This is a genomic window from Yimella sp. cx-51 (assembly GCF_017654605.1).
Lineage (GTDB): Bacteria > Actinomycetota > Actinomycetes > Actinomycetales > Dermatophilaceae > Yimella.
The window spans coordinates 2,747,319-2,769,654 of sequence record NZ_CP072113.1 but is presented as its reverse complement, the minus strand read 5'-3'; the positions used below and the strand labels follow the sequence as shown (position 1 = coordinate 2,769,654).

At 67.0% G+C, this 22,336-nt stretch carries 19 protein-coding genes and 1 riboswitch; of the genes, 15 read left to right on the top strand and 4 right to left on the bottom strand.

All coding sequences use genetic code 11. The annotated features are described in order from the left end of the window. Nucleotides 1-164 precede the first annotated feature (164 nt). A riboswitch (TPP riboswitch) is annotated at nucleotides 165-271 on the top strand. A gap of 19 nt (nucleotides 272-290) precedes the next feature. The 3 genes from J5M86_RS13190 to J5M86_RS13180 are packed head-to-tail and all read left to right on the top strand — an operon-like array spanning nucleotide 291 to nucleotide 3,666. Continuing rightward, entirely contained in the window at nucleotides 291-1,367 is a 1,077-nt protein-coding gene (locus J5M86_RS13190) for a thiamine ABC transporter substrate binding subunit (protein WP_208965034.1), read from the top strand. Further along, nucleotides 1,367-3,016 carry an iron ABC transporter permease gene (locus J5M86_RS13185; protein ID WP_188059010.1) on the top strand — a complete coding sequence of 550 codons (1,650 nt, stop codon included), beginning with the start codon at nucleotides 1,367-1,369 and terminating at the stop codon, nucleotides 3,014-3,016. The genes J5M86_RS13190 and J5M86_RS13185 overlap by 1 nt, the downstream gene beginning before the upstream one ends. Further along, nucleotides 3,016-3,666 (top strand): ABC transporter ATP-binding protein, encoded by a 651-nt coding sequence (locus tag J5M86_RS13180; protein WP_188059011.1) that lies wholly within the window; start codon nucleotides 3,016-3,018, stop codon nucleotides 3,664-3,666. Before J5M86_RS13185 ends, J5M86_RS13180 begins: the two co-directional genes overlap by 1 nt. Here the strand turns inward: J5M86_RS13180 and J5M86_RS13175 are convergent. Continuing rightward, nucleotides 3,611-4,477 (bottom strand): thioesterase family protein, encoded by an 867-nt coding sequence (locus tag J5M86_RS13175; protein WP_244328366.1) that lies wholly within the window; start codon nucleotides 4,475-4,477, stop codon nucleotides 3,611-3,613. The genes J5M86_RS13180 and J5M86_RS13175 overlap by 56 nt on opposite strands. An 86-nt stretch (nucleotides 4,478-4,563) precedes the next feature. On the opposite strand from J5M86_RS13175, the gene J5M86_RS13170 reads away from it, so the two are divergent. Further along, nucleotides 4,564-6,789: a cation-translocating P-type ATPase gene (locus J5M86_RS13170; RefSeq protein ID WP_188059012.1), complete on the top strand. Its 2,226-nt coding sequence runs from the start codon at nucleotides 4,564-4,566 to the stop codon at nucleotides 6,787-6,789. On the opposite strand, the gene J5M86_RS13165 is transcribed toward J5M86_RS13170, so the two are convergent. Together J5M86_RS13165 and J5M86_RS13160 are read right to left on the bottom strand one after the other, a co-directional pair. After that, the gene (locus J5M86_RS13165) at nucleotides 6,784-7,563 is read right to left on the bottom strand and encodes a nucleotidyltransferase domain-containing protein (RefSeq protein WP_188059013.1); all 780 of its coding nucleotides are present in this window, start codon (nucleotides 7,561-7,563) and stop codon (nucleotides 6,784-6,786) included. The two genes, J5M86_RS13170 and J5M86_RS13165, sit on opposite strands and share 6 nt — an antisense overlap. Nucleotides 7,564-7,573: 10 nt before the next feature. Beyond that, the gene (locus J5M86_RS13160) at nucleotides 7,574-8,791 is read right to left on the bottom strand and encodes a DUF3533 domain-containing protein (RefSeq protein ID WP_188059014.1); all 1,218 of its coding nucleotides are present in this window, start codon (nucleotides 8,789-8,791) and stop codon (nucleotides 7,574-7,576) included. Nucleotides 8,792-8,899: 108 nt separating this feature from the next. Here J5M86_RS13160 and J5M86_RS13155 point away from each other — a divergent pair, with 108 nt between their 5' ends. After that, nucleotides 8,900-10,357 (top strand): protein kinase, encoded by a 1,458-nt coding sequence (locus J5M86_RS13155; protein WP_188059015.1) that lies wholly within the window; start codon nucleotides 8,900-8,902, stop codon nucleotides 10,355-10,357. 165 nt (nucleotides 10,358-10,522) lie between these two features. Here J5M86_RS13155 and J5M86_RS13150 read toward each other — a convergent pair whose 3' ends face one another. Then, nucleotides 10,523-11,224, bottom strand: coding sequence for an aspartate/glutamate racemase family protein (locus J5M86_RS13150; protein ID WP_188059016.1), 702 nt, complete (start codon nucleotides 11,222-11,224; stop codon nucleotides 10,523-10,525). Between the two features lie 175 nt (nucleotides 11,225-11,399). Between J5M86_RS13150 and pucL the strand changes: the two genes are divergently transcribed. The 10 genes from pucL to J5M86_RS13100 all read left to right on the top strand — a co-directional run bounded on the left by pucL (nucleotide 11,400) and on the right by J5M86_RS13100 (nucleotide 22,153). Further along, the gene (pucL, locus tag J5M86_RS13145) at nucleotides 11,400-12,305 is read left to right on the top strand and encodes a factor-independent urate hydroxylase (RefSeq protein WP_188059017.1); all 906 of its coding nucleotides are present in this window, start codon (nucleotides 11,400-11,402) and stop codon (nucleotides 12,303-12,305) included. Nucleotides 12,306-12,450: 145 nt separating this feature from the next. Next, a complete protein-coding gene (gene uraD / locus J5M86_RS13140) occupies nucleotides 12,451-12,948 on the top strand; it encodes a 2-oxo-4-hydroxy-4-carboxy-5-ureidoimidazoline decarboxylase (protein WP_188059018.1) in 498 nt (165 codons plus the stop codon). Continuing rightward, on the top strand, nucleotides 12,948-13,274 hold the full coding sequence (gene uraH, locus J5M86_RS13135; protein WP_188059019.1) for a hydroxyisourate hydrolase: 327 nt from the start codon (nucleotides 12,948-12,950) through the stop codon (nucleotides 13,272-13,274). Before uraD ends, uraH begins: the two co-directional genes overlap by 1 nt. A 7-nt stretch (nucleotides 13,275-13,281) precedes the next feature. After that, the gene (locus J5M86_RS13130; RefSeq protein WP_188059020.1) at nucleotides 13,282-14,406 is read left to right on the top strand and encodes a glycerate kinase; all 1,125 of its coding nucleotides are present in this window, start codon (nucleotides 13,282-13,284) and stop codon (nucleotides 14,404-14,406) included. 34 nt (nucleotides 14,407-14,440) lie between these two features. Continuing rightward, nucleotides 14,441-15,271: a bifunctional allantoicase/(S)-ureidoglycine aminohydrolase gene (locus J5M86_RS13125; RefSeq protein WP_188059021.1), complete on the top strand. Its 831-nt coding sequence runs from the start codon at nucleotides 14,441-14,443 to the stop codon at nucleotides 15,269-15,271. A gap of 300 nt (nucleotides 15,272-15,571) precedes the next feature. Further along, entirely contained in the window at nucleotides 15,572-17,011 is a 1,440-nt protein-coding gene (locus J5M86_RS13120; protein ID WP_208965033.1) for a xanthine dehydrogenase small subunit, read from the top strand. After that, nucleotides 17,008-19,290, top strand: a complete 2,283-nt coding sequence (gene xdhB / locus J5M86_RS13115; protein ID WP_188059022.1) for a xanthine dehydrogenase molybdopterin binding subunit — start codon at nucleotides 17,008-17,010, stop codon at nucleotides 19,288-19,290. Before J5M86_RS13120 ends, xdhB begins: the two co-directional genes overlap by 4 nt. 3 nt (nucleotides 19,291-19,293) lie before the next feature. Continuing rightward, nucleotides 19,294-20,115: a xanthine dehydrogenase accessory protein XdhC gene (gene xdhC / locus J5M86_RS13110; RefSeq protein WP_188059023.1), complete on the top strand. Its 822-nt coding sequence runs from the start codon at nucleotides 19,294-19,296 to the stop codon at nucleotides 20,113-20,115. Beyond that, on the top strand, nucleotides 20,112-21,389 hold the full coding sequence (locus J5M86_RS13105; RefSeq protein ID WP_188059024.1) for a guanine deaminase: 1,278 nt from the start codon (nucleotides 20,112-20,114) through the stop codon (nucleotides 21,387-21,389). Before xdhC ends, J5M86_RS13105 begins: the two co-directional genes overlap by 4 nt. After that, nucleotides 21,386-22,153, top strand: coding sequence for an IclR family transcriptional regulator (locus J5M86_RS13100; RefSeq protein WP_188059025.1), 768 nt, complete (start codon nucleotides 21,386-21,388; stop codon nucleotides 22,151-22,153). Before J5M86_RS13105 ends, J5M86_RS13100 begins: the two co-directional genes overlap by 4 nt. Nucleotides 22,154-22,336 lie beyond the last annotated feature (183 nt).

The window sequence follows — 22,336 nt, the reverse complement described above, 5'->3', positions numbered from 1 at the left end:
CTCCTGTCGATGGCCGAGAAGTCCGGCCGCGCTGGTAAGTGCTTCGGGGAGAGCCTGCCACGTTTGGCGGCGAGGATGTGGGCAATCGTCCCCGCGCAGTGCGTGCGATGAGCGGCACATGGACCGTTGCCCCGCCGGAAGGCGGCAACGTGTAGCGTCGGTCGCGGAAACGACAGGGGAGCGCACCGAGCGCTGAGAGTGCGGCACCAGGCCGCAGACCCTCGAACCTGATCCGGTTAGTACCGGTGTAGGAAGTCGAGCCCCTCCTTGCACCACCTGAGGAGGATCCGTTGTTCCGTAAGTCCCACACACCTTTGATCACCTTGTGCTGCCTCGCGCTCGGCGCGACCGTGGCCGGTTGCTCGACCACCGGGGAGAAGTCGAGCAGTTCGTCCTCCAGCGGCAGCAAGGTCACCACCGTCACCCTCGTCACCCACGATTCGTGGGTGGCGCCCAAGGAGCTGCTGGCCGAGTTCACCAAGAGCACCGGTTACCAGGTGAAGGTGCTCGCGTCCGGGGACGCCGGAAAGGTGGCCAACTCTGTCGTCCTGTCCAAGGGCAAGCCCACCGGCGATGTCGTCTTCGGCATCGACAACACCTTCGCCAGCCGCGTCGTCGACGCCAAGGCGCTGACCAACTACACCTCCAAGGCGCTGCCCAAGAGCGCGTCTGCCTACGCCCTGCCTGGCGATTCGGCATCGGCCATGACGCCGATCGACTTCGGTGATGTCTGCGTCAACATCGACAACGCGTGGTTCGCCAGCAAGAACAAGCCCGTGCCGCAGACGCTGGACGACCTGGTGAAGCCCGAGTACAAGGGCCTGTTCGTCACGCCGGGTGCCGCCACGTCGTCGCCGGGCATGGCCTTCCTGCTGGCCACCATCGCCAAGTACGGCGACAACGGTTGGCAGGAGTACTGGAAGAAGCTCATGGCCAACGGCACCAAGGTGACCAGCGGCTGGAGCGATGCGTGGAATGTCGACTACACCGCCGGCGGAGGCAAGGGCAGTCGTCCGATCGTGTTGTCGTACAACACTTCTCCGGCTGACACGCTCAAGGACGGCAAGTCGACGACCTCCGCGATGACGCAGTCCTGCTTCCGTCAGGTGGAGTACGCCGGCGTGCTGGCCGGCGCAAAGAACGAACCGGGCGCCAAGGCGTTCATCGACTTCATGCTCGGTAAGAGCTTCCAGACCGCCCTGCCGACCAACATGTATGTCTTCCCGGTTGACCGCTCGATCGCGTTGCCGGACGCCTGGCGCACCGCGGTGAAGGTGCCGGAGAAGACGCTGAGTGTCGACCCGGCGAAGATCACCGCCAACCGGGACGCCTGGCTGCGCACCTGGCAGGACGCGACCTCCGGCTGATGCGTCGAAACCGCCTAGGCACAACGGGACTGGCGCTCGCGGCGCTGGTTCCGTTGGTCTTCCTCGCGGTCTTCTTCCTGTTGCCGGTCTCGGCGATGGTGGCGCGCGGGTTGCACATCGACGGGCGGTGGTCCTTCGACGCCTTCGGCGAGGTGCTCGGACGCAGCCGCACCGGCCGGGTGCTGTGGTTCACGGTCTGGATCAGCTCGCTGGCCACCGCACTCACCGTCGCCATCGGCGTCCCGATCGCGTATGTCACCTACCGGTTGAAGCTGCCCGCGATGGGGTTGGTGCGGGGTCTGCTCGTGATGCCTTTCGTGCTGCCGACCATCGTCGTCGGGGTTGCCTTCCGCACCCTGCTGGCGCCGTCGGGGCCGCTGGGCTTCCTGGGCTGGGACGGCTCGTGGCAGGCGATCCTGCTCGCGCTCGTCTTCTTCAACATCGCCGTTGTGGTGCGCACGGTCGGCAGCCGGTGGCAGTCGCTGGATGTACGGCAGATGGAGGCGGCGGCGGCGCTTGGTGCGGGTCCGATGACGGTGCTGCGCACGGTGGTGCTGCCGGCCCTGCGTCCGGCAATCGTCTCGGCGGCCAGCGTCGTCTTCCTCTTCTGTGCCGGAGCGTTTGGCGTCGTGCTAACCCTCGGTGGTGTGCGCTATTCGACCATCGAGACCGAGATCTACCTGCTCACCACCAACTTCCTCGACCTGCGCGCGGCGGCGGTACTGAGTCTGCTGCAGGCAGTCACCGTGATTGGCCTGCTGCTGATCACCGAACGCACCACGGCCCGGTCCGGGCTGGTGCGGCTGCGCGCCGGTGTCAGTGCCCGCCAGAGGGTGCGGCGTAGCGATCTGCCGCTGATCGGGCTCACCGCTCTGGCGGTGCTCTTCGTGGCGGCTCCGCTGCTGACGCTGGTCGTCCGGTCGTTGCAGGTCGGGGACGGCTGGGGGCTGGACAACTACCGACGTCTCACGAGGGTGGATGAGTCGCCCGTGCTGGCCGCCAGCGTCACCGACGCCCTGGCCACGTCGTTCCGCGTGGCGATCGACGCGACGGTGTTGGCCGTGACGCTGGGGCTGTTGGTCAGCTTCGTGGTCACCCGCCGCCCTCGCTCCACCGCCGGCCGCCGCCTGCTCTCGGGCCTCGACACCGTCTTCATGCTGCCGCTGGGCATCTCGGCGGTGACGGTCGGCTTCGGATTCCTCATCGCCCTGGACGAGCCGCCACTCGATCTACGGTCGTCGCCGATCCTCGTCCCGATCGCGCAGGCGATGGTCGCCCTGCCGTTGGTGGTGCGGATCGTCGCGCCCGCGTTGCGGTCTGTCGACCCCCGTGAGCGTGATGCAGCGGCGAGCCTGGGCGCGACACCGCTGCGGGCCTTCTGGGATGTCGACCGTCGCGTGCTGGCCAAGCCACTGCTGGCCGCCACTGGCTTCGCGTTCGCGGTGTCGCTCGGTGAGTTCGGAGCAACGAGTTTCCTTGCGCGGCCGGAGAATCCGACTCTGCCCGTGGTGATCTACCAGCTGCTCGGCCACCCCGGGGCGAACTACTTCGGCATGGCGCTGGCCGGGTCGGTCATCCTTGCTGCCGTGACGGCCACGGTGATGGTCGTCGTCGAGCGACTCGGTGTACGAGGAACGGGAGCCTTCTGATGAACGGGCTGTTGGTCGACGGGGTGAGCGTGCGTTTCGGCGACACGGTCGCTCTCGACAAGGTCGAGCTTGAGGTTGAGGGCGGTCGCGTGGTTGCCCTGCTCGGACCCTCCGGGTGCGGCAAGTCGACCCTGCTGCGGGTGATCGCCGGGCTGCAGGAGGTGGACGCCGGGCGCGTGCACTTCGACGGCGTCGACGTCACGCAGGTGCCAACCCACAAGCGCGGCTTCGGCCTGATGTTCCAGGACGGGCAGCTCTTCGCCCATCTCGACGTCGCGGGGAATGTCGCCTACGCCCTCGCTCGCCAGAAGGTGCCGAAGCAGGAACAGCGCAAACGAGTGGCCGAACTGCTCGACCTGGTCGGTCTGGGTGGCGCGGAGAAACGTGATGTCACCACACTCTCCGGCGGTCAGCAGCAACGCGTGGCGCTGGCCAGGTCGCTGGCTGCACGTCCGAGACTGCTGCTGCTGGACGAGCCGCTGTCAGCGCTCGACCGCGACCTGCGCGAACGGCTCGCGGAAGAACTGCGGTCGATCCTGACCACCACCGGCACGACCGTGGTGTTGGTGACCCACGACCACTCCGAGGCCGAGGTCATCGCCGACTCGATCGTGCGGATGAAGGCGGGTCGGACGCTCCCAGCCGGCTGAGCTGGTCAGGCGCGGCAGGGAACTCCCGCACCGTCAGACACTGCTCCACCTTGCCCACCGGGCCGTCCTCGTCGTGCAGCGTCGATGACGTGAGGCCCAGGCCGGTCGCGCCGAAGGTGACTGCGGTGTCCAGGCCCACCCAGCCGCGTCGGGGCGTGCGTACCAGGTGCACCGAGAGTTCGACATTGGGAAACATCAGGTCGGTCGGCCGGATGCGGGTGGCGATGCCGTTGGCGGTGTCGACGCGCGTGATGAGTTCGGCAAGCGGCGTGGTGTCTTCGTCCTCGATGAGCGACGGACCGGTGCGCAGCCAGACCGCACGCCGACCGTCCCGTCCGCCCGGCAGGGCACGCATCTCCAGGGAGGCGATGTAACCGCCCGGCCATTCCTGCGTGGGGTCGACCGGTTTGGCAGCGTCCGGGCCCTCGATGGCGGGGAGTTCGTCGCCGGCGTATGCACTGGTGTCCTGCACCGACAGCCGCCACGCGCGCGCTCGGATGATCGTGCGTCCGCCGATGGTGAGTGTTGCTTCAAGGAGTTCGATCGTGCGTCCGGGGCGGATCGTCTGCACCTTGATGTGCGACTCCTGCGCCGGGATCATGCCGAGGATCTCGAAGGTGATCCGCCCGATCTGCATGTCGTCGCGGGGATCATGGGTGTCGAGCATGTGGGTGATCAACGCGCTGATCGGCGCCATGTGCTGCTCGGCTTCCTGCCATGCACCCTGGGCGTGCAGCGTCGGCATGAAAGTGTTGGAGTCGAGGCGGCGGTAGTAGGCGTTGGAGTGCGGATCCAGAACAGTCGCGGTCACACCCAGCAGGTTAGGGGAATGAACTCACCCACCCGACGCCTTATACCCCCGAGGGGTATATTCGACGACGGAGGTGGCGGCTTCACATGACCACGGATCAGGACGTACGCGACGTCGAGCTCGACATCACGGGCATGACTTGCGCATCGTGCGCGGCGCGCATCGAGAAGAAGCTCAACAGGGTCGACGGCGTGCAGGCGAGCGTCAACTACGCGACCGAGAAGGCGCTGGTGAGGGCTCCCAGGCCCATCACCGTCGACGACCTGATCGGCGTGGTCGAGAAGACCGGTTACGGCGCCACCGAGGTGTCTGCCGACGACCACATGGACCACGAGGTCGCGCCCGCCGACGTCCTTCGTCAGCGCCTCATGATCGTCTGGCCGCTCACGCTGCCGGTGATGCTGATGTCGATGGTGCCTGCGCTGCAGTTCACCGGGTGGCAATGGGTCGCCCTCGCGCTCACCACCCCGGTCGTCCTGTGGGGCGCGCTGCCTTTCCACCGCGCGGCCTGGACCAACGCCCGCCACGGCGCCTCGACCATGGACACACTGGTCAGCATCGGGACGCTCGCCGCCTACCTCTGGTCGGTCTGGGCGATGCTCTTCGGCGACGCCGGTGAGCTCGGCATGAAGCACCACTTCGAGTTGCTCATGCACCCCGAGCACGCCTCCAGCGCGATCTATCTCGAAGCCGCAGCCGGTGTCTCGGCATTCCTGCTCACTGGCCGCTACCTGGAGGCCCGCGCCAAGCGGTCGTCCACAGAGGCCTTGCGCTCGCTGGCCGAACTCGGCGCCAAGGACGTCGCGGTGCTGCGCGACCAGCGGGAGCAGCGGATTCCGTTGGAGCAGCTACGCGTCGGCGATCTGTTCGTTGTGCGTCCTGGGGAGAAGATCGCTACCGACGGGGTGGTCGAGATCGGCCGCTCAAGTATCGACAGCTCCGCGATGACGGGTGAATCCGTGCCGGTCGACGTGGGCGTCGGCGGCGAGGTGACCGGTGCCACGTTGAACCTCACCGGACGCCTCGTGGTGCGGGCCACCAAGGTCGGAGCCGACACCGCGCTGGCCGGTATCGCTCGCATGGTCGAGCAGGCGCAGACCGGCAAGGCCAACGCCCAACGACTGGCTGACAAGGTGGCCGGCATCTTCGTGCCGGTCGTACTCGGCATCGCCGCACTGACCTTCCTGGGATGGTGGGTGATCGGCGGCTCGCTGGCCACAGCGTTCACCGCGCTGGTGGCCGTGCTGGTGATCGCCTGCCCCTGCGCTCTCGGCCTCGCGACGCCGACCGCGCTGCTGGTCGGCACCGGCCGTGGGGCCTCGCTCGGCATCCTCATCCGCGGACCGCAAGCCCTTGAGACCTCCCGCGGCATCGACACCGTCGTGCTCGACAAGACCGGCACCCTCACCACCGGCGAGATGAAGGTGGTGCAGGTGCACGGCGGCAAGGCTGTGCTGCGGGCGGCCGCCACCGTCGAGGCCGGTTCGCAGCACCCCATCGCGCAGGCGATCGTCCGCGCCGAGGGTGGCGAGGTGCCCTCCGTCGACGACTTCGAGACGGTCGACGGGTTCGGGGTTCGCGGCACGGTGCGCGGGGTGCCCGTGGTCGTCGGCCAGGAAAAGCTCCTGGTGGAAGACGGCATGCCGCTCGCGGCTGAACTCGCGTCCGCGGTCGCACGGGCCCGGGACGGCGACGGCACGGTCGTGCTCGTCGGCTGGGACGGCGCAGCGCGCGGCTTCGTGAAGGTGGCCGACGAGGTGAAACCCACTGCGGCACAAGCTGTTGCGGAGTATCGAGCCCTCGGCCTCCAGCCGGTTCTGCTCACCGGCGACCACGCGTCCGTGGCTGATGCAGTGGCGCACCGGTTGGGCATCGAGGAGGTCATCGCGCAGGTGACCCCGGCGGACAAGGCGGCACAGGTCGTCCGGTTGCAGGACGAAGGCCGCGTGGTCGCGATGGTCGGCGACGGTGTGAACGACGCCGCTGCTCTCGCGCAGGCCGACCTCGGCATCGCAATGGGCACCGGAACCGACGCCGCCATGCAGGCCGCCGACATCACGATCATGAGCGGCGATCCGCGCAAGGTCGCCACCGCGGTCGAGCTCTCGCGTAGCACCCTGCGCACGATCTACGGCAACCTCATCTGGGCCTTCGGTTACAACGTCGCGGCCATTCCGCTGGCGATGACCGGGCGGATGAGCCCGATGGTCGCCGGTCTGGCGATGGCCTGCTCGTCGCTCTTCGTGGTCGGCAACTCGCTGCGGCTCAAGGGCTTCCAGCCCTCCGGCCGAGAAGAGCAGGCGAGCTCATAGATCGTGTGCGGCCAGCACGGCGTCCATGAGTGAAGCGGTTGCCTCCTGTCGCCGCGCATCGCCTGCGAACTGTTCGGTCGTGCGTTGCTGCTCTCGCCACGAGAGCGCCTCGTCGATGATCGGGCCGTGCTCGGGGGCCACCACCGAGCGTCCCCAGCGTCCGGCTCCTGACTTCGAGGTGATCGCGTGCTCGAGAAGTACGTGGTGCAGCCGCAGGATGCCCAACACATTCCATTCGACCGACTCTGGAGCGCCGTGTGCGGCGCCCTGCCGCAGCTTTTCGCGGCGCGGCAGCCAGTAGCCCTCGAGATTGGTGCGGGTGTTGAGTTCGAGCACTTCTTGGCTGGTGAAGATCTCCAGTTCGCGCACGTCCGGGCCGTGCATGGTGATGCCGCGCTCGGCGAGTTCGTGCCAGGTCGCCTGGTGGGCGTCGCCGTGGTGACCCACCTCGAAATGTCCGTTGAGGACGCCCGGGTGCACCGCCAGCGTCGACGGATCCTCGGCCAATTGCGCCGTGGGTAGGTAGAAACCGTCGAAGGCTCGGCCGCCGGTGTCGAGTTCACGGTGCACCTGTTGCAACACAGCAAGATCCGTCGGGTTGGGACGTCGCGAGGTCGTGGCCACGAAATCGATGTCGCTGCCGGCGAAGAACTCACCCCAGCACAGCGACCCGTGCAGATACATGCCCTCCAGGTACCCCGGCAGCCGAGCCTCGATGCGGGCAATCGCGTCGGCGGTGATCGCCGTGACGGAGTCGGTGACGGGATGCGGCATGCACCCGACGTTACGCCGCAGCCTCCTCCGGTTCAGGCTCCAGCGCCGGACGCTTGAAGCCCCAGTAGGTGTTGTTGGCCGCCAGCAGGAAGACCAGCAGACCCACGGCGACCCACCAGGCCAGCACCCACAGGTGGAAGCCCAGGTTGTAGCTGTCGAGGTAGACGACGCTGCGCACGGCATCGACCCCGGCGCCGTTGGGCAGCCATTGGCCGATGAAGCGCCACGGCTCGGGCAGCAGTTGGTAGTTGTAAGCACCACCGGCCGCAGGGTTGCCCAGCACCACGAAGATCAGGATCGCGATGCCCACCCCGACCGTGCCGAAGACTGCCTCCAAGCCCAGGGTGAAGATCGATGCGGCGAGCGACAACAGCGTGCCGATGCCGACCAGCGCCCAGAAATGGCCGGTCAGCGACTCCAGCCAGCTATCGACGATCAGGGCACCTGCCAGACCTGACAGCGGTGCGTACACCAGGCACAACAGCAGACGCAGGGCCATGCGGCGGAAGTTCTTCGCCTTCGCTCCGAGTTGCAGCCCCACCAGAGCCGCCATGAGGTAGCCGCCGACCAACCAGCCGACCACGAGGTAGAAGCCGGTCAGCCCGTGACTGTCGCCCGATTGCACCGGGGCGACGTCGTTGACGGTGAGTGTGCGGCCTTGCTTGGCGGCGACCTGCTGGAAGATCAACTCCACGGCTGCTGCGTTGGAAGATCCGGTGGAGCTGGCGATCAGCAACTGGTCGTTCTTGCTGCGCGGATCGAAGATGTAGACGGCCTGGCGACGCTGTTCCTTCAGCATCGTGCGGGCGACGTCGGGATCGGTTTCGGGGTAGGCCCAGACCGGCTGCCCCTTGATGTCGTTCAACTGATTGGCCACATACGACTGCCAGTTGTGGTCGGAGATCACACTGACCGTCATGGCGTGCGGCTTCTGCTCGTGGAACGCGCCGACATATGAACTGATGAATGCTGCCTGGATCAGGAACGCTCCGATGACCAGCAGCAGGATGCGCGAGTTCCGGATCGCACCGAACCGGTCACGTCGCGACTCCTCGCGACTGCGCTCATAGCCAGCCTTGGGACCGAAGGTCTTCGGTAGCGCGGTTGCAACGCTTTCGTCGGGGCTCTCGGTCGGGCTTTCGTCCGGTGCGAGGTGTCGTGGACGCTGCTTCGGGCTTGCGGAGTCGGCGGTTTCCGGGACGCTGGATGGTGGCTGCTCTTCGGACATTCCACGAGCATACCGCGAGTGACACTACAGATGTAGTGGACGACGGTGCGCCGCTCACGGGCGACCGGTCTGGATACCCTGTGTGCTGGTCGGGAACGTAGGGGGAGCATGTCTGCAGGCAAGACCGAGCGGGTCGGGAATCGGTACGACCTGCGCGCCCGCATCGCCGGCGGTGGCATGGGCGAGGTGTGGCGCGCCCACGACGAAGTGCTCGATCGCCCCGTCGCGGTGAAGATGCTGCACGCCGGGCTGAGCGACGACCCAGGATTCCTGGAGCGCTTCCGGTCCGAAGCCCGCAATGCGGCACGGCTCTCACACGGCAACGTCGCCCAGGTGCATGACTACGGCGAGGACGAGGGCACTGCCTACCTGGTGATGGAGTTCGTCGACGGCGACCCCTTGTCATCGATCATCCGCTCCCGTGCACCCATGACCGCGGCGGAATCGATCGAACTGCTCGTGCAAGCGGCGCAGGCGCTGGAGGCAGCGCATCGCAAGGGCGTGATCCACCGGGATGTGAAGCCCGCCAACATCGTCGTGACCGGAGACGGTGTCGCCAAGCTCACCGATTTCGGCATCGCCCGTGCCCTCGGCACCGCCGGCGTCACCCGCGCCGGGGAAGTGCTCGGGACGCCGCAGTACCTCCCGCCCGAAGCCGCGCTCGGCACCGAGATCGGCCCGCCGTCGGATGTCTACTCGCTGGCCATCGTGGCCTTCGAGATGCTCACCGGCGACTGGCCCTTCCATGCCGATACCGCGGTCGGTCTGGCGATGGCGCACATCCAGCAGGAGCCGCCGGCCCTGCCGGGAGGAGTGCCCGAACTCGTGGCCGAGGTGGTGCGACGGGGCATGGCCAAGGAGCCGGAGGCCCGTTACGAATCAGCGGCGGCGTTCGCACAGGCGCTGCGCGAAGCGCTCGCGCAATCACCGGTGGACGAGGTGTCGACCGATATCAGCGCCGCGTCCACCACGGTCTTCGACCGCGCCGAGGTGAATGATTCGCTCGCTCCCTCGTCCACGGCCGCGGGCGAGGACGAACTCTCGGCGCCCACCACGGTCAACCCGAGCTTCGGCGACCAGCCATTGCGGCTGCGCGTCGGGCAGAACTCCACCATCGTCGGCAGCACCGTCGAGGTGCTCGTCGACATCGACAACCCGCTCGGCGAACCCTTCGACCCGATGGCCTTCGAGGTCGGTGCCGACGGCCTGGCGCTCGCCGAATCGTCTTTCGTATTCTTCAACAACCCCGAGTCGGCGTCCGGGGCAGTTGCCTTGGTCGACAATGGGATTCGTATCAACTTGGATGACCTGCCCGATGACTGCGCCTCGGTCAATGTCGCCGTGGCCGACGATCACCCGCTCGGTGACCAGCAGCTGAAGGTGCGCGTGCTCGTCGGCGGCGTCCAGCTCGATCTCGACTCGGGCGCCCTCACCGCCGAGCGCGCCGCGATCCTGCTGCGGGTCTATCGCCGCGATGGACTGTGGAAGGTGCGCAACGTGATGGCCGGCTGGGCCGACGGCATCGAACCGATGGTGCGTGACTTCGGCATCGACGTCGCTGGCTGACACTCGCCCGCCCTGACGGCGGCCCGAAGTAGCGCCACGGATCGAGCAGCGCTTGGGCACAAACGCGGCCCTTCCAGCAACAAACGCGGCCTCTGCTCGCAGACGCGACAGCTGCAGCTAGCGCGTTTGCGAGGAAGAGCCGCGTTTGTTTGTTTGCTTGGTTGCTCAGCCGTCGAGGTGGTCGAGCGCCGCCTGGATGTGCAGGCGAGTGGTCGGGAAGAGCGGGACGTCGGCGTCCATCTCGTCGACGAGCAACTCGATCTCAGTGGCGCCCAGGATGATGCCGTCGGCGCCGCGGTCGTCGAGGTCTTGCATCACCTGACGGAAGAAACGACGCGACTTCTCGGTGACGATACCGACGCACAGCTCGTCATAGATGATGCGGTTGATCTCGGTGATGTCGCGCGCTGCCGGGGTGTGGACGGTCAGGCCGCGGCCCTCTAAGCGCTCGCGGTAGAACGACTCGTTCATGGTGAACGCCGTGCCGAGCAGGCCGACCTCGGTGATCTTGCGCTGGGCCGCAGCCTCGGCCGCCACATCGGCGATGTGCAGCATTCGGATGCTGATGGCGTCCTCAATGCGGCCGGCCACGGCGTGCAGCGGGTTGGAGCACAGCAGGATGATCTGCGCGCCGGCGTCTTCCAGCCGCTTGGCCTCACCGCCGAGAAGGGCCCCGAGGGCGTCCCAGTCGCGGTTGTCCTGCAACTGCTGCACCTGCGCGAAGTCGAGGGAGCTGAGCAGCAAACGGGCCGAATGCAGGCCGCCGTGCTTGCTGTGCACCGCCTCGTTGGCGAGACGGTAGTACTCGGCGGTGGACTCCCAGGACAGGCCGCCGATGAGGCCGATGGTCTTCGAAGACGTGGACATGGCCCCAAGCCAATCATCTGCAGCGGGCGCCTGTGGCGGGTTCGGCCGATTGACGGGCGTCCATGGCCCGATAAGTCTTGACTGTGAGTTGGGCCACGCTTACAGTTCCGAAATACGTAATTCCTATTCCATATAACGGAATGCACGTTCCTGCACGGCGACCAAGGAGCACGACATGAGCTACGTCCTCGGACCCAACCAGTACGGCAAGGCGGAGAACCGCGTCGTGCGCATCCACCGCGACACCGACCGCCACGAGATCACCGACTTCAACGTCTCGACCTCGTTGCGTGGCAACTTCGCTGCCGCACACACCCACGGCGACCAGGGCGACGTGCTTCCCACCGACACCCAGAAGAACACCGCGTTCGCGTTCGCCAAGCAGCACGGCGTCGACTCGCCCGAGGACTACGCGCTCGCTCTCGGCAAGCGCATCCTGGAGGCCGCGCCGGTGGCTGATGCCTCCCGCATCGAGGTCGAGGAGTATGCCTGGGACCGCGTGCCGGTCGACGGCGAAGGCCACGACCACTCCTTCGTCCGCCGCGGCACCGATACCCGCACGACGATCGTCACCCAGAACCGTGACGGCGGCGCGTGGGTCGTCTCCGGCATCCAGGACCTCGTGGTGCTGAAGTCGACCGGGTCGTCGTTCAAGGGCTTCCTGAGGGACGAGTACACGACCCTGCAGGAGACCGACGACCGCATCATGGCCACCTCGCTGGTGGCTCGCTGGCGCTACGACGGCACGGACGTCGACTGGAACGCCTCGTACGAAAGCATCCGCTCACTCATCCTCAAGGCCTTTGCCACCACCTTCAGCCGAGCGCTGCAGGAGACGCTTTACGCCATGGGTGGCGCCGTGCTCGAAGCGCACCCGGAGGTGGCCGAGATCAAGTTCTCCGCGCCCAACAAGCACCACTTCCTGGTCGACTTCTCCGGCTTCCAGGTCGACAACCTGGAGAACAACGGCGAGGTCTTCATCGCCGCCGACCGTCCGTACGGCCTGATCCAGGCGACGGTGCAACGCGAGAACATGAGCGACGCCGGCGACGCATGGCTGACCGTTCCGGCTTTCGTCTGAACCGAACGACCATTTGATCTTGGTGGACGACCGGGGCGGCTCGGCGGCGGCGACGCCGGCGAGCCGCTTCGGCACGTGAGCCCTACGTGCTGAGCCAGTGCGCACACCCGACCCGGTGTGCCCCGCTGCCTGGAAGGATGCAGTGATGACCGACGTATCCACCTTCAACAACCTCGACCAGCCGCAGGTGCATGACCTGCTGTGGGCCTGCCTGCCCGTCCAGCGCTGGGTGGACAAGGTGGCCGCCGGCCGGCCCTACGCAGAGACGAATGACGTTCTGCAGCAAGCGAACCGGTCGGCTGCGGAGTTGACCGACGACGAACTCGACGCGGCGTTGGCCGGCCATCCGCGTATCGGTGAGCGCGCGTCCAGCCCGGAGCACCAAGCCGAACACTCGGCCAAGGAGCAGGCCGCGGTCGATCGCGATGACGCTGAACTGATGCAGCGGTTGCTCGAAGGCAACCAGGCTTACGAGAGTCGTTTCGACCGCGTCTTCCTGATCCGCGCCAAGGGCCGCACTGCACCGGAGATCTTGGCCGAGCTGCAACGCAGACTCGGCAACGACGACCAGACTGAACGAGAAGAGACCGTGACGCAGTTGCGCGAGATCGCGTTGCTGCGTCTTGAGGAGGCACTGAGCTGATGGGCACCCTGAGCACACACATCCTGGACACCAGCCGCGGCAAGCCGGCCGAAGGCGTCCGCATCACTCTCGAAACCCTCGACGGCAAGCAGCTGGGCGAAGGCGTGACCAATGCCGACGGCCGGGTGGGCGAGATCGGCCCCGAGCAGATGGACGCCGGTGACTACCGCCTGCACTTCGCCGCGCGGGAGTACTACGACGGGCTCGGGGTGGAGTCGTTCTACCCGGAGATCACCGTGGCCTTCACGATCGCGGACGCTTCGCAGCACTACCACGTGCCGATCCTGTTGAACCCCTACGGTTTCAGCACCTACCGAGGCAGCTGAACCCCTCATGCCGCGGGTAGTGATCGCCCCGGACAAGTTCAAGGGCACGTTGACGGCGGCGCAGGTCGCCCAGGCGCTCGAGCGCGGGATGCGATCGGTCATCACCGAGCTCGACGTCGCCATCGTGCCGGTGGCCGACGGCGGTGACGGCACCCTCGCGGCGGCAGAACACGCAGGTTTCGAGGCTGTCCACCTTGAGGCGAGTAACCCGGTGGGTCGCCGGATCGGTACGCGATATGTGTGCCGTGGCACCGACGCCGTGATCGAGATGGCCGAGGTCAGCGGCCTGGCCATGCTCGGCGATGCACTCGACCCGATGAACGCCTCCAGCCGCGGACTGGGTGAGGTGTTGGCTGCTGCGCTGGACGCCGGCAGCCGCACGATCGTGGTCGGCATCGGCGGCAGTGCGTCGACCGACGGCGGGGCGGGCATGGCCGAAGCGCTCGGGGTGCGCATCCTCGACGCCGGCGGCTCAGCGGCGCCCGCGGGCGGGGCCGGTCTGAGCGACGCGGCCTCACTCGACCTGTCCGGCCTGCACCCGGGCCTGGCCGACGCCGAAGTGCTGATCGCCTGCGACGTCGACAACCCGCTCACCGGCGCTCGCGGCGCGGCTGCCGTCTACGGGCCGCAGAAGGGCGCCTCGGACGACCAGGTGGACGCGCTCGACGCGGCACTCGTCCACTGGGCCGATCTCGTGGCGCAGGCCACCGGCAAAGACCGCCGGGAGGAACCCGGCGCGGGTGCTGCCGGGGGAGTCGGCTTCGCAGCGCTTGCGCTGCTGGGTGCGAGCCTGCGTCCGGGGGCGGGGCTGCTCTTCGAGATGGTCGGCCTGGAGCAGAGCTTGCCCGGTGCCGACCTGGTGATCACCGGCGAAGGCGCGCTCGATGAGCAGACCCTGCATGGCAAGGCGCCGGCAGCAGTCGCCGAACTCGCTGCGGCACATGGGCTTCCGGTCGTCGCGGTCTGCGGCGTCAACAAGCTCGACGAGGAGGGCCTGCACTGCCTGGGCGTGCAGCGTGCCTACGCCGTCATGGATCATGCCCGTGACCTGGACGAGGCGATGAGCAACGGGGCCGCACTGCTGGAGCAGATCGGTGCGAACCTGGCGCGAGACTTCCTAGCTCAACCCTGACGAAACCTCACCGAACGCATCTGGAAGGACGACCATGACCAACTCGTACTACGTGCCCACTGGTGGCCTGCCCGGGCAGACCGAGCTCACCACCGACCGGGCGATGTTCACCGAGGCCTACGCAGTGCTGCCCCGGGGCACGATGCGCGACATCGTCACCAGCCTGCTGCCGTTCTGGGAGAAGACGCGGCTGTGGGTCATTGCGCGTCCGCTCTCGGGCTTCTCCGAGACCTTCTCGCAGTACATCGTCGAGGTGGCGCCGGGTGGCGGCTCGGATCGTCCGGAGCTCGACACCTCCGCCGAAGGCGTGCTCTTCCTGGTGGGCGGCGAACTCGAACTGACCCTGGACGACCAGAAGCACGCGTTGCGCGCCGGCAGCTATGTCTTCCTGCCGCCGCAGTCGAACTGGACGCTGCACAACGCCAGCGAGGCCAACGCCACCTTCCACTGGATCCGCAAGGCGTACCAGAAGGTCGAGGGCATCGAGGCGCCCGACGCTTTCGTCACGCACGAGGACGACGTGCCCGGCGGTGAGATGCCCGGCACCAACGGTGCCTGGACCACCCAGCGCTTCGCCGACCCGACCGACATCCGGCACGACATGCACGTCAACATCGTCAACTTCGAGCCCGGCGGCGCGATCCCGTTCCCGGAGACGCACGTCATGGAGCACGGCCTGTACGTGCTGGAGGGCAAGGCGGTCTACCTGCTCAACAAGGACTGGATCGAGGTGCAGGAGGGCGATTTCATGTGGCTGCGCGCGTTCTGCCCGCAGGCCTGCTACGCCGGTGGGCCGGGTCGCTTCCGCTACCTGCTCTACAAGGACGTCAACCGGCACGCGACGCTCAGCCGCCAGCTGGTCTGAGGCGGTCCCGGTTCGCCGCCTGCTCGCACAAACCGGACGCAAACGACACGTTTCCCGTGCTGAAACGTCGCTTTTGCGTCCGGTTTGTGGCGGACGGCGAGCGGACGAGGGCTGCACCGACTTTCGTAGTGTGGAATATGTTTCCACCCTCCGAGATCTTCCTTTTGTGATCCGCAGCACTTAGGCTGCTCTGAACGGCGTCGTTCGCATGGATAACCGGCGCGGTTCGAGTCTTGACCTCCAACCATGCTCCGGCGGACCGGAAGGAGTCCGACACGCCGTCGGACGTTGGGAGTGAGCATGAATTCAGAACAGCCCGAGATGAATCTGAACGGGCGGTCGCGGTCAATGGTCGACATCGACCCCGCGACCAATGCGCTCGACTTCATTCGCGACTGCGGATTCACCGGAGCCAAGGAAGGCTGTGCCGAGGGGGAGTGCGGCGCCTGCTCGATCATGGTGCTGCGGCCTGACGGCGACACCTCCCGCTGGGTGTCGATCAATGCCTGTCTGATCCCGGCGTTGACCCTCGACGGTCAGGAGGTCGTCACCTCGGAGGGACTGGGCACACCGACCGATCTGCACGAGGTGCAACGCGAGATGGCCGTCCGCGGCGGTTCGCAATGTGGTTACTGCACACCGGGATTCATCTGCTCGATGGCGGCGGAGTTCTACCGTCCGGAGCGCGCCCCCGACGGTGAGGACAACGCCGACCACGGCGCGAACGGATTCGATCTGCACTCCCTGTCGGGCAACCTGTGCCGCTGCACCGGCTATCGCCCGATCCGCGATGCCGCGTATGCCCTCGGCGCGGTGCAGTCGGGCGACGAGTTCGCCTCGCGCTGCAGCTCACCGGCGCCCAGCGGAGGGTCCACCACGGTGGAGCGCGATTCACGTCGCTTCGTGCGTCCGGCAACACTCGCCGACGCACTTTCCTTTCTCGATGACCAGCCCGACGCCGTGCTCGTCGCGGGCTCGACCGACTGGGGCGTCGACGTCAACCTCAAGGGCGTTCGGGCACCGTTGGTGATCGCGGTCGACCGGCTCGAGGAGTTGCGCACCTTCGCCCTCAGCGATGAGCGTCTCGAACTCGGTGCCGCCCTCACTCTCAGTGAGATCGAACGCCTGCTCGATGGCCGAGTTCCGTTGCTGGCCAGTCTCTTTCCGCAATTCGCCTCGCGCCTGATCCGTAACGGCGCGACCATCGGCGGCAACCTCGGCGCCGGCTCGCCGATCGGCGACACCCCGCCCGCGCTGCTGGCGCTCGAAGCGACTCTGGTGCTCGCCTCCAGCGAGGGCGAACGGGACATACCCCTCGCCGAATACTTCACCGGTTACCGCGAAACGGTGCGCAAGCCGGGCGAACTCATCAAGTCGATCGTCATCCCGCTGCCGGCCCTGCCGATCACCGCTTTCCACAAGATCGCCAAGCGGCGGTTCGACGACATCAGCAGCGTCGCTGTCGGCATCGCGGTCGATGTGCAGGGCGGCATCATCCGCAAGTCACGCATCGGTCTGGGCGGCGTCGCAGCCACCCCGATCCGGGCAACCGCCACTGAAGCGGCGTTGGAGGGCAAGCCCTGGAGCGCCGCCACGATCACCGAGGCGGCACAGGTGCTGGGCAGTGAAGGCACGCCGATGGACGACCACCGCGCCAGCGCTCGCTACCGGGCCGCGATGCTCGGCACGTCGCTGGAGAAGCTCTTCGCCGAGAACGACCCGCAGGAGGTGGCGTCATGAGCACCCTTTCCCAGCGTCCGATGAATGCGATTGTCGGACAAGAGATGCCGCACGAGGCTGCCAACCAACACGTGACGGGTGCGGCGCTCTACACCGACGATCTCGTGGGCCGCACGCTCGGCACGTTGCACGCCTATCCGGTGCAGACGGCCGTTGCGCACGGACGTGTGACGTCGATGGACGTCCAGCCGGCGTACGACGTGCCCGGCGTGGTGCGGGTGCTCACCGCTGACGATGTGCCCGGAGTGAACGATGCCGGCATCAAGCACGACGAACCGCTCTTCCCCACCGAGGTCATGTACTACGGCCACCCGGTGTGCTGGGTGATCGGGGAGACCCTCGAAGCGGCCCGACTGGGGGCGGCTGCGGTCAAGGTCGAGATCGACGAGCTTCCCGCGCTCATCACGGTCAAGGAGGCGATCGAGGCCGAGAGCTTCCAGGGTGCGCGTCCGGTGATGGCCCGGGGCGACCTCGGGGCTGGTTGGGCGGCGTCCACTCGGGTCTTTGAGGGAGAGTTCGAGTTTGCCGGCCAGGAGCACTTCTACCTGGAGACCCACTGCTCGTTGGCGCAGGTCGACGAGAACGGCCAGATCTTCATCCAGTGCAGCACCCAGCACCCCACCGAGACCCAGGACATCGTCGCGCACGTGCTCGGTCTCGACAGCAACGAAGTGACCGTGCAATGCCTACGCATGGGTGGCGGCTTCGGTGGCAAGGAGATGCAGCCGCACGGCTATGCCGCTATCGGTGCCCTGGCCGCCACTCTCACCGGACGCCCGGTGCGGGTGCGCCTCAACCGCACGCAGGACATGACGATGTCGGGCAAACGGCACGGTTTCCACTCCGCGTGGAAGATCGGTTTCGACGACGAGGGCAAGATCCAGGCGTTCGAGGCGGTGCTCACCTCTGACGGTGGATGGAGTCTCGACCTCTCCGAGCCGGTGCTCGCCCGCGCTTTGTGTCACGTTGACAACGCCTATTGGGTGCCCAACATCCGGGTCGACGGACGCATCGCCAAGACCAACAAGACCTCACAGACCGCCTTCCGTGGGTTCGGCGGACCGCAGGGCATGTTGGTGATGGAGGACATCCTCGGCCGGGTTGCCCCGAAGCTGGGGATGAAGGCGCACGAACTGCGCCGCAAGAACTTCTACGTCGACGGCCAGGAAACGCCGTACGGCCAGCCGGTGCGGCACGCCGAGCGGGCCGTCGCATGCTGGGAGCAGGTCTGGCAGAACGGCGAATTGGATCGTCGGATGGCGGAGGTGGACGCGTTCAACGCCACCAGCCCCAACACCAAGCGGGCCATCGCGATCACCCCGGTGAAGTTCGGCATCTCCTTCAACCTCACCGCCTTCAACCAGGCGGGTGCGTTGGTGCACGTCTACAAGGACGGCTCGGTGCTGATCAACCACGGCGGCACCGAGATGGGACAGGGCCTGCACACCAAGATGTTGCAGATCGCCGCGACCACGCTCGGCATCCCGCTCGACAGGGTGCGCCTTGCTCCCACCCGCACCGACAAGGTGCCCAATACCTCGGCCACTGCTGCGAGTACGGGCGCCGACCTGAACGGTGGAGCGGTCAAGGACGCCTGTGAGCAGATCATGGTGCGGCTGGAGAAGGTGAAGGCCGAGGCGCAGGAGGAGCTCTCCTGGGAAGACCTCGTCCATCGTGCCTACTTCGGTCGGGTGCAACTGTGGGCGGCCGGTTTCTACCGCACCGAGGGCCTGAAGTGGGATCCCGCCACGGTCAAGGGTTCGCCGTTCAAATACTTCGCGTACGGCGCGGCCGCCACCGAGGTGGAGGTCGACCGCTTCACCGGTGCCTATCGCACGCTGCGCGTCGACATCGTGCACGACGTCGGTGACTCGTTGTCGCCGTTGATCGACATCGGTCAGATCGAAGGCGGCTACGTGCAGGGAGCCGGGTGGCTGACCCTGGAAGACCTGCGATGGGACACCAGTGATCGCCCGACCCGTGGCCGGCTGGCCACTCAGGGCGCCTCCACCTACAAGCTGCCGAGCTTCTCGGAGATGCCGGCGGAGTTCAACGTGAGTCTGCTGGAGCGGGCGCACGAGGACGGCGCGGTCTACGGCAGCAAGGCGGTCGGTGAGCCGCCCTTGATGCTCGCCTTCTCCACCCGCGAGGCGCTGCGTCAAGCGGCAGCTGCCTTCGGCGACGAAGGAGTCAGCGTCGAGATCGGTTGCCCGGCCACGCCCGAAGCGGTCTTCTGGGCGCTGCAGGAAGCGCGCGGCGCCGCACCGACAGACGGCTGAATCATGCAGTGGGCCAAGGTGATCCAGCGCCTACGACGGGAGCGGGTGGCGTCGGTGCTGATCACCGTCACCGCCGTGCGCGGACACGCTCCGCGCGCTCCCGGCGCCAAGATGATCGTCACGCGTGAGCAGACTTTCGGCACCGTCGGTGGCGGCAACCTGGAAGAGTCCGCGATCGTGCGTGGACGCGCGATGCTCGACGAGCGCGACGCCGAACCGGAGCTGTTGGAGATCGGTCTCAACACCCATGCCGACAACCGCTACGGAGTGCAATGTTGTGGAGGAGAAGTGACGATGTTGCTCGAACCGGTGCCGACCGTCCCCGCCGTCGCGATCTTCGGGATGGGTCACGTGGGTCGTGAGCTCGCGCGGGTCCTCTCCCGTCACGACATCGATCTCTACCTGGCCGATTCCCGTGCAGCACAAGTCGATTCGTCGTTGTCGCAGGAGCTGGCTGATGCCGTGGCCGAGGTGAACATCAAGCACACGCCGGTGCCGGAGTCTCTCCTTCCGGAGCTACCGCAGGGCACCCATGTGCTCATCATGAGCCACGACCACGCAGAGGACGCCGCGCTCTGCGACGCCTCGTTGCGCCTCCCCAACCTGGGCACCATCGGCCTCATCGGGTCGCGCTCCAAGTGGCGCCGTTTCGAGAAAACCCTTGCCGAAGAAGGACATTCGGCCACAGACATCGCTCGCATCCAATGCCCGATCGGTGTGCCCGAGATCGTGTCCAAGGAACCGGCAGCCATCGCCGTGGGCGTTGCTGCTCAACTGCTCCAGGTCTTCGCGGCCGAGCACTCGACCTCAGGAGATCAGTCATGACCATCTACCGCGCCACGGCGCTCGACACCCCGGACAGTCCATTCGACGGCGCCGCCCTGCGCGCCGGCGCCGATGTCGGCCTACGGGTCATCGACGGGGTCATCACCCACCGAGCCACTGCCGGTGAACTCTTCCGGCAGTTCCCCGGCGAGCAGGTGGTCGACCTACGGGAAGGCGTCCTGCTGCCGGGTTTCGTCGACACCCACGTGCACTTCCCGCAACTGCGGGTGATCGGCGCCCTCGGCATGCCCTTGCTCGACTGGCTCGACCGCGCTGCACTGCCCGAAGAACTCCAGATGGCCGACGAACACCAGGCCCGGATGGTGGCCCGCGGCTTCCTGCGTGGTCTGCGCGAGGCGGGCACGACCACCGCCTTGGTCTTCGGTTCGCACTTCGCGTCCGCCATGGAGGTGCTCTTCACCGAGGCGCATGCCAGCCGGCTGCGGATCGTGAGCGGATTGGTCGTCTCCGATCGCATCCTGCCCGAGGGTTTGCTCACCACTCCTGAGCTCGCGTACGAGCAATCGGTCGACCTTGCTCACAAATGGCACGGCGTCGATCGCCTCCGGTACGCCGTCACCCCGCGCTTCTCCTTGTCCGCCGGCGAGGAGATGCTGGCGGCCTGCGGACGCGTGATGCAGGAGTTCGACGACCTCTACTTCACCTCGCATCTCAACGAGAACAAGCGCGAGATTGAAGAAGTCGAGGAGCTCTTCGGCGGGTTGAACTACACCCAGAGCTACGACGCACACGGCTTGCTCGGCGGACGCTCAGTGCTGGCCCACGACGTCCACCCCAAGGACGAAGAGCTGACCCTCATGGCCCAGCGGCGCACCTCGGTGGCGCACTGTCCGACGTCCAACTCTGCACTTGGTAGTGGGTTGTTTCCGCTGAAACGACATGTGGCACATGGAGTTTCGGTCGCGCTCGGTAGTGATGTCGGCGCAGGCACCGGCTTCAGCCTTTTCAAGGAAGGCCTGCAGGCCTACTTCATGCAGCAACTGCTGGGCGACGACGGCCTACCGCTGACGTCCGCGCATCTGCTCTACCTCGCCACCCGCGCCGGGGCGCACGCGTTGGAGATGGACGAAGAGATCGGCGACCTGTCGGCAGGCAAGCAGTTCGACGCGATCTGGATTCGTCCGCAGGACGGCGACCCGCTCGACATGGGCATCGAACACGCCAAGGACTCCGACGACGTACTCGCGAAGATCTTCGCGCTCGGCACCACGGACGATGTCGCGGGCGTGTGGGTGGGCGGCGAACGGTTGTGACCGAGTCATCGAGCACGGCGGGCCGCGGGGCAGGGGTGCAGTCGCTCGGTCGTGCCTTCGCGCTGCTCGAGCACATGGCCGCCGGGGGCGGCACGACCACCGTGTCGCGCCTCGCCGAATCGACCGGCCTGCCGCTCGGCACGATTCATCGGATGATGCGGACGCTGGTCGACCTCGGGTACGCCCGGCAGGAGGCGTCCAAGGAATACACGTTGGGCCCCAAGCTGATTCGGCTCGGCGATGTCGCCAGCAGGTCGGTGGCCAGGTGGGCGCGTCCGGCCATGGTGCAGGTGGTGGCTCGCACGGGGGAGTCGGTCAACATCGCCGCGCTCGACAGCGACCAGATCGTCTACCTCGGGCAGGTGATGGCGTCGCGCAACTCGATGCGCATGTTCACCGAAGTGGGCCGTCGCGTGCTGCCGCATTCAACCGCGGTGGGCAAGGCGATCATGGCCACGATGCCGCCGGCGGAGGTGGAGGCGTTACTGGAGCGCACCGGCATGCCCCAGCTGACGGAGTTCACGATCGGCACACCACAGGCGTTCGCCACTGAACTCGGCATCGCCCGTGAGCGGGGCTACGCCGTGGACGAGCAGGAGCAGGAACTCGGTGTGCGCTGTGTCGCGGTGAAGGTGCCGACCGAAACCCAGCGACTAGCGGTGTCGGTCTCAGGACCGGTGACCCGGATGACTGATGACGCGATCGCGGCCGCGGTCGGACCGTTGCAGGACGCCGCCATGAGGATCGCCGCCGAACTCGGCTGAGCCTTCCCGTTGGCTCCCATTGCTCCGGCCGCTCCGTGAACCGCGGTTCGCGACGGACTCCGCTCTGCATTCCGCGAGGCAAGCACGGCGGTCTGCCGAGTTGAAGTGAACCTCGTCCGCGGGGTGCAGGCCGTGAAGGTGGGCAGGTGAGTGGTCAGGTACGCCTGATCGGCGGACGGCACT

Coding starts and splice junctions, on each gene's coding strand:
- J5M86_RS13130 (WP_188059020.1), top strand. CDS start 13,282: ATGCCGCGGGTAGTGATCGCCCCGGACAAGTTCAAGGGCACGTTGACG.
- J5M86_RS13105 (WP_188059024.1), top strand. CDS start 20,112: ATGACCATCTACCGCGCCACGGCGCTCGACACCCCGGACAGTCCATTC.
- J5M86_RS13165 (WP_188059013.1), bottom strand. CDS start 7,563: ATGCCGCATCCCGTCACCGACTCCGTCACGGCGATCACCGCCGACGCG.
- uraH (WP_188059019.1), top strand. CDS start 12,948: ATGGGCACCCTGAGCACACACATCCTGGACACCAGCCGCGGCAAGCCG.
- J5M86_RS13155 (WP_188059015.1), top strand. CDS start 8,900: ATGTCTGCAGGCAAGACCGAGCGGGTCGGGAATCGGTACGACCTGCGC.
- J5M86_RS13170 (WP_188059012.1), top strand. CDS start 4,564: ATGACCACGGATCAGGACGTACGCGACGTCGAGCTCGACATCACGGGC.
- J5M86_RS13120 (WP_208965033.1), top strand. CDS start 15,572: ATGAATTCAGAACAGCCCGAGATGAATCTGAACGGGCGGTCGCGGTCA.
- xdhB (WP_188059022.1), top strand. CDS start 17,008: ATGAGCACCCTTTCCCAGCGTCCGATGAATGCGATTGTCGGACAAGAG.
- J5M86_RS13150 (WP_188059016.1), bottom strand. CDS start 11,224: ATGTCCACGTCTTCGAAGACCATCGGCCTCATCGGCGGCCTGTCCTGG.
- xdhC (WP_188059023.1), top strand. CDS start 19,294: ATGCAGTGGGCCAAGGTGATCCAGCGCCTACGACGGGAGCGGGTGGCG.
- pucL (WP_188059017.1), top strand. CDS start 11,400: ATGAGCTACGTCCTCGGACCCAACCAGTACGGCAAGGCGGAGAACCGC.
- J5M86_RS13160 (WP_188059014.1), bottom strand. CDS start 8,791: ATGTCCGAAGAGCAGCCACCATCCAGCGTCCCGGAAACCGCCGACTCC.
- J5M86_RS13125 (WP_188059021.1), top strand. CDS start 14,441: ATGACCAACTCGTACTACGTGCCCACTGGTGGCCTGCCCGGGCAGACC.
- uraD (WP_188059018.1), top strand. CDS start 12,451: ATGACCGACGTATCCACCTTCAACAACCTCGACCAGCCGCAGGTGCAT.
- J5M86_RS13185 (WP_188059010.1), top strand. CDS start 1,367: ATGCGTCGAAACCGCCTAGGCACAACGGGACTGGCGCTCGCGGCGCTG.
- J5M86_RS13180 (WP_188059011.1), top strand. CDS start 3,016: ATGAACGGGCTGTTGGTCGACGGGGTGAGCGTGCGTTTCGGCGACACG.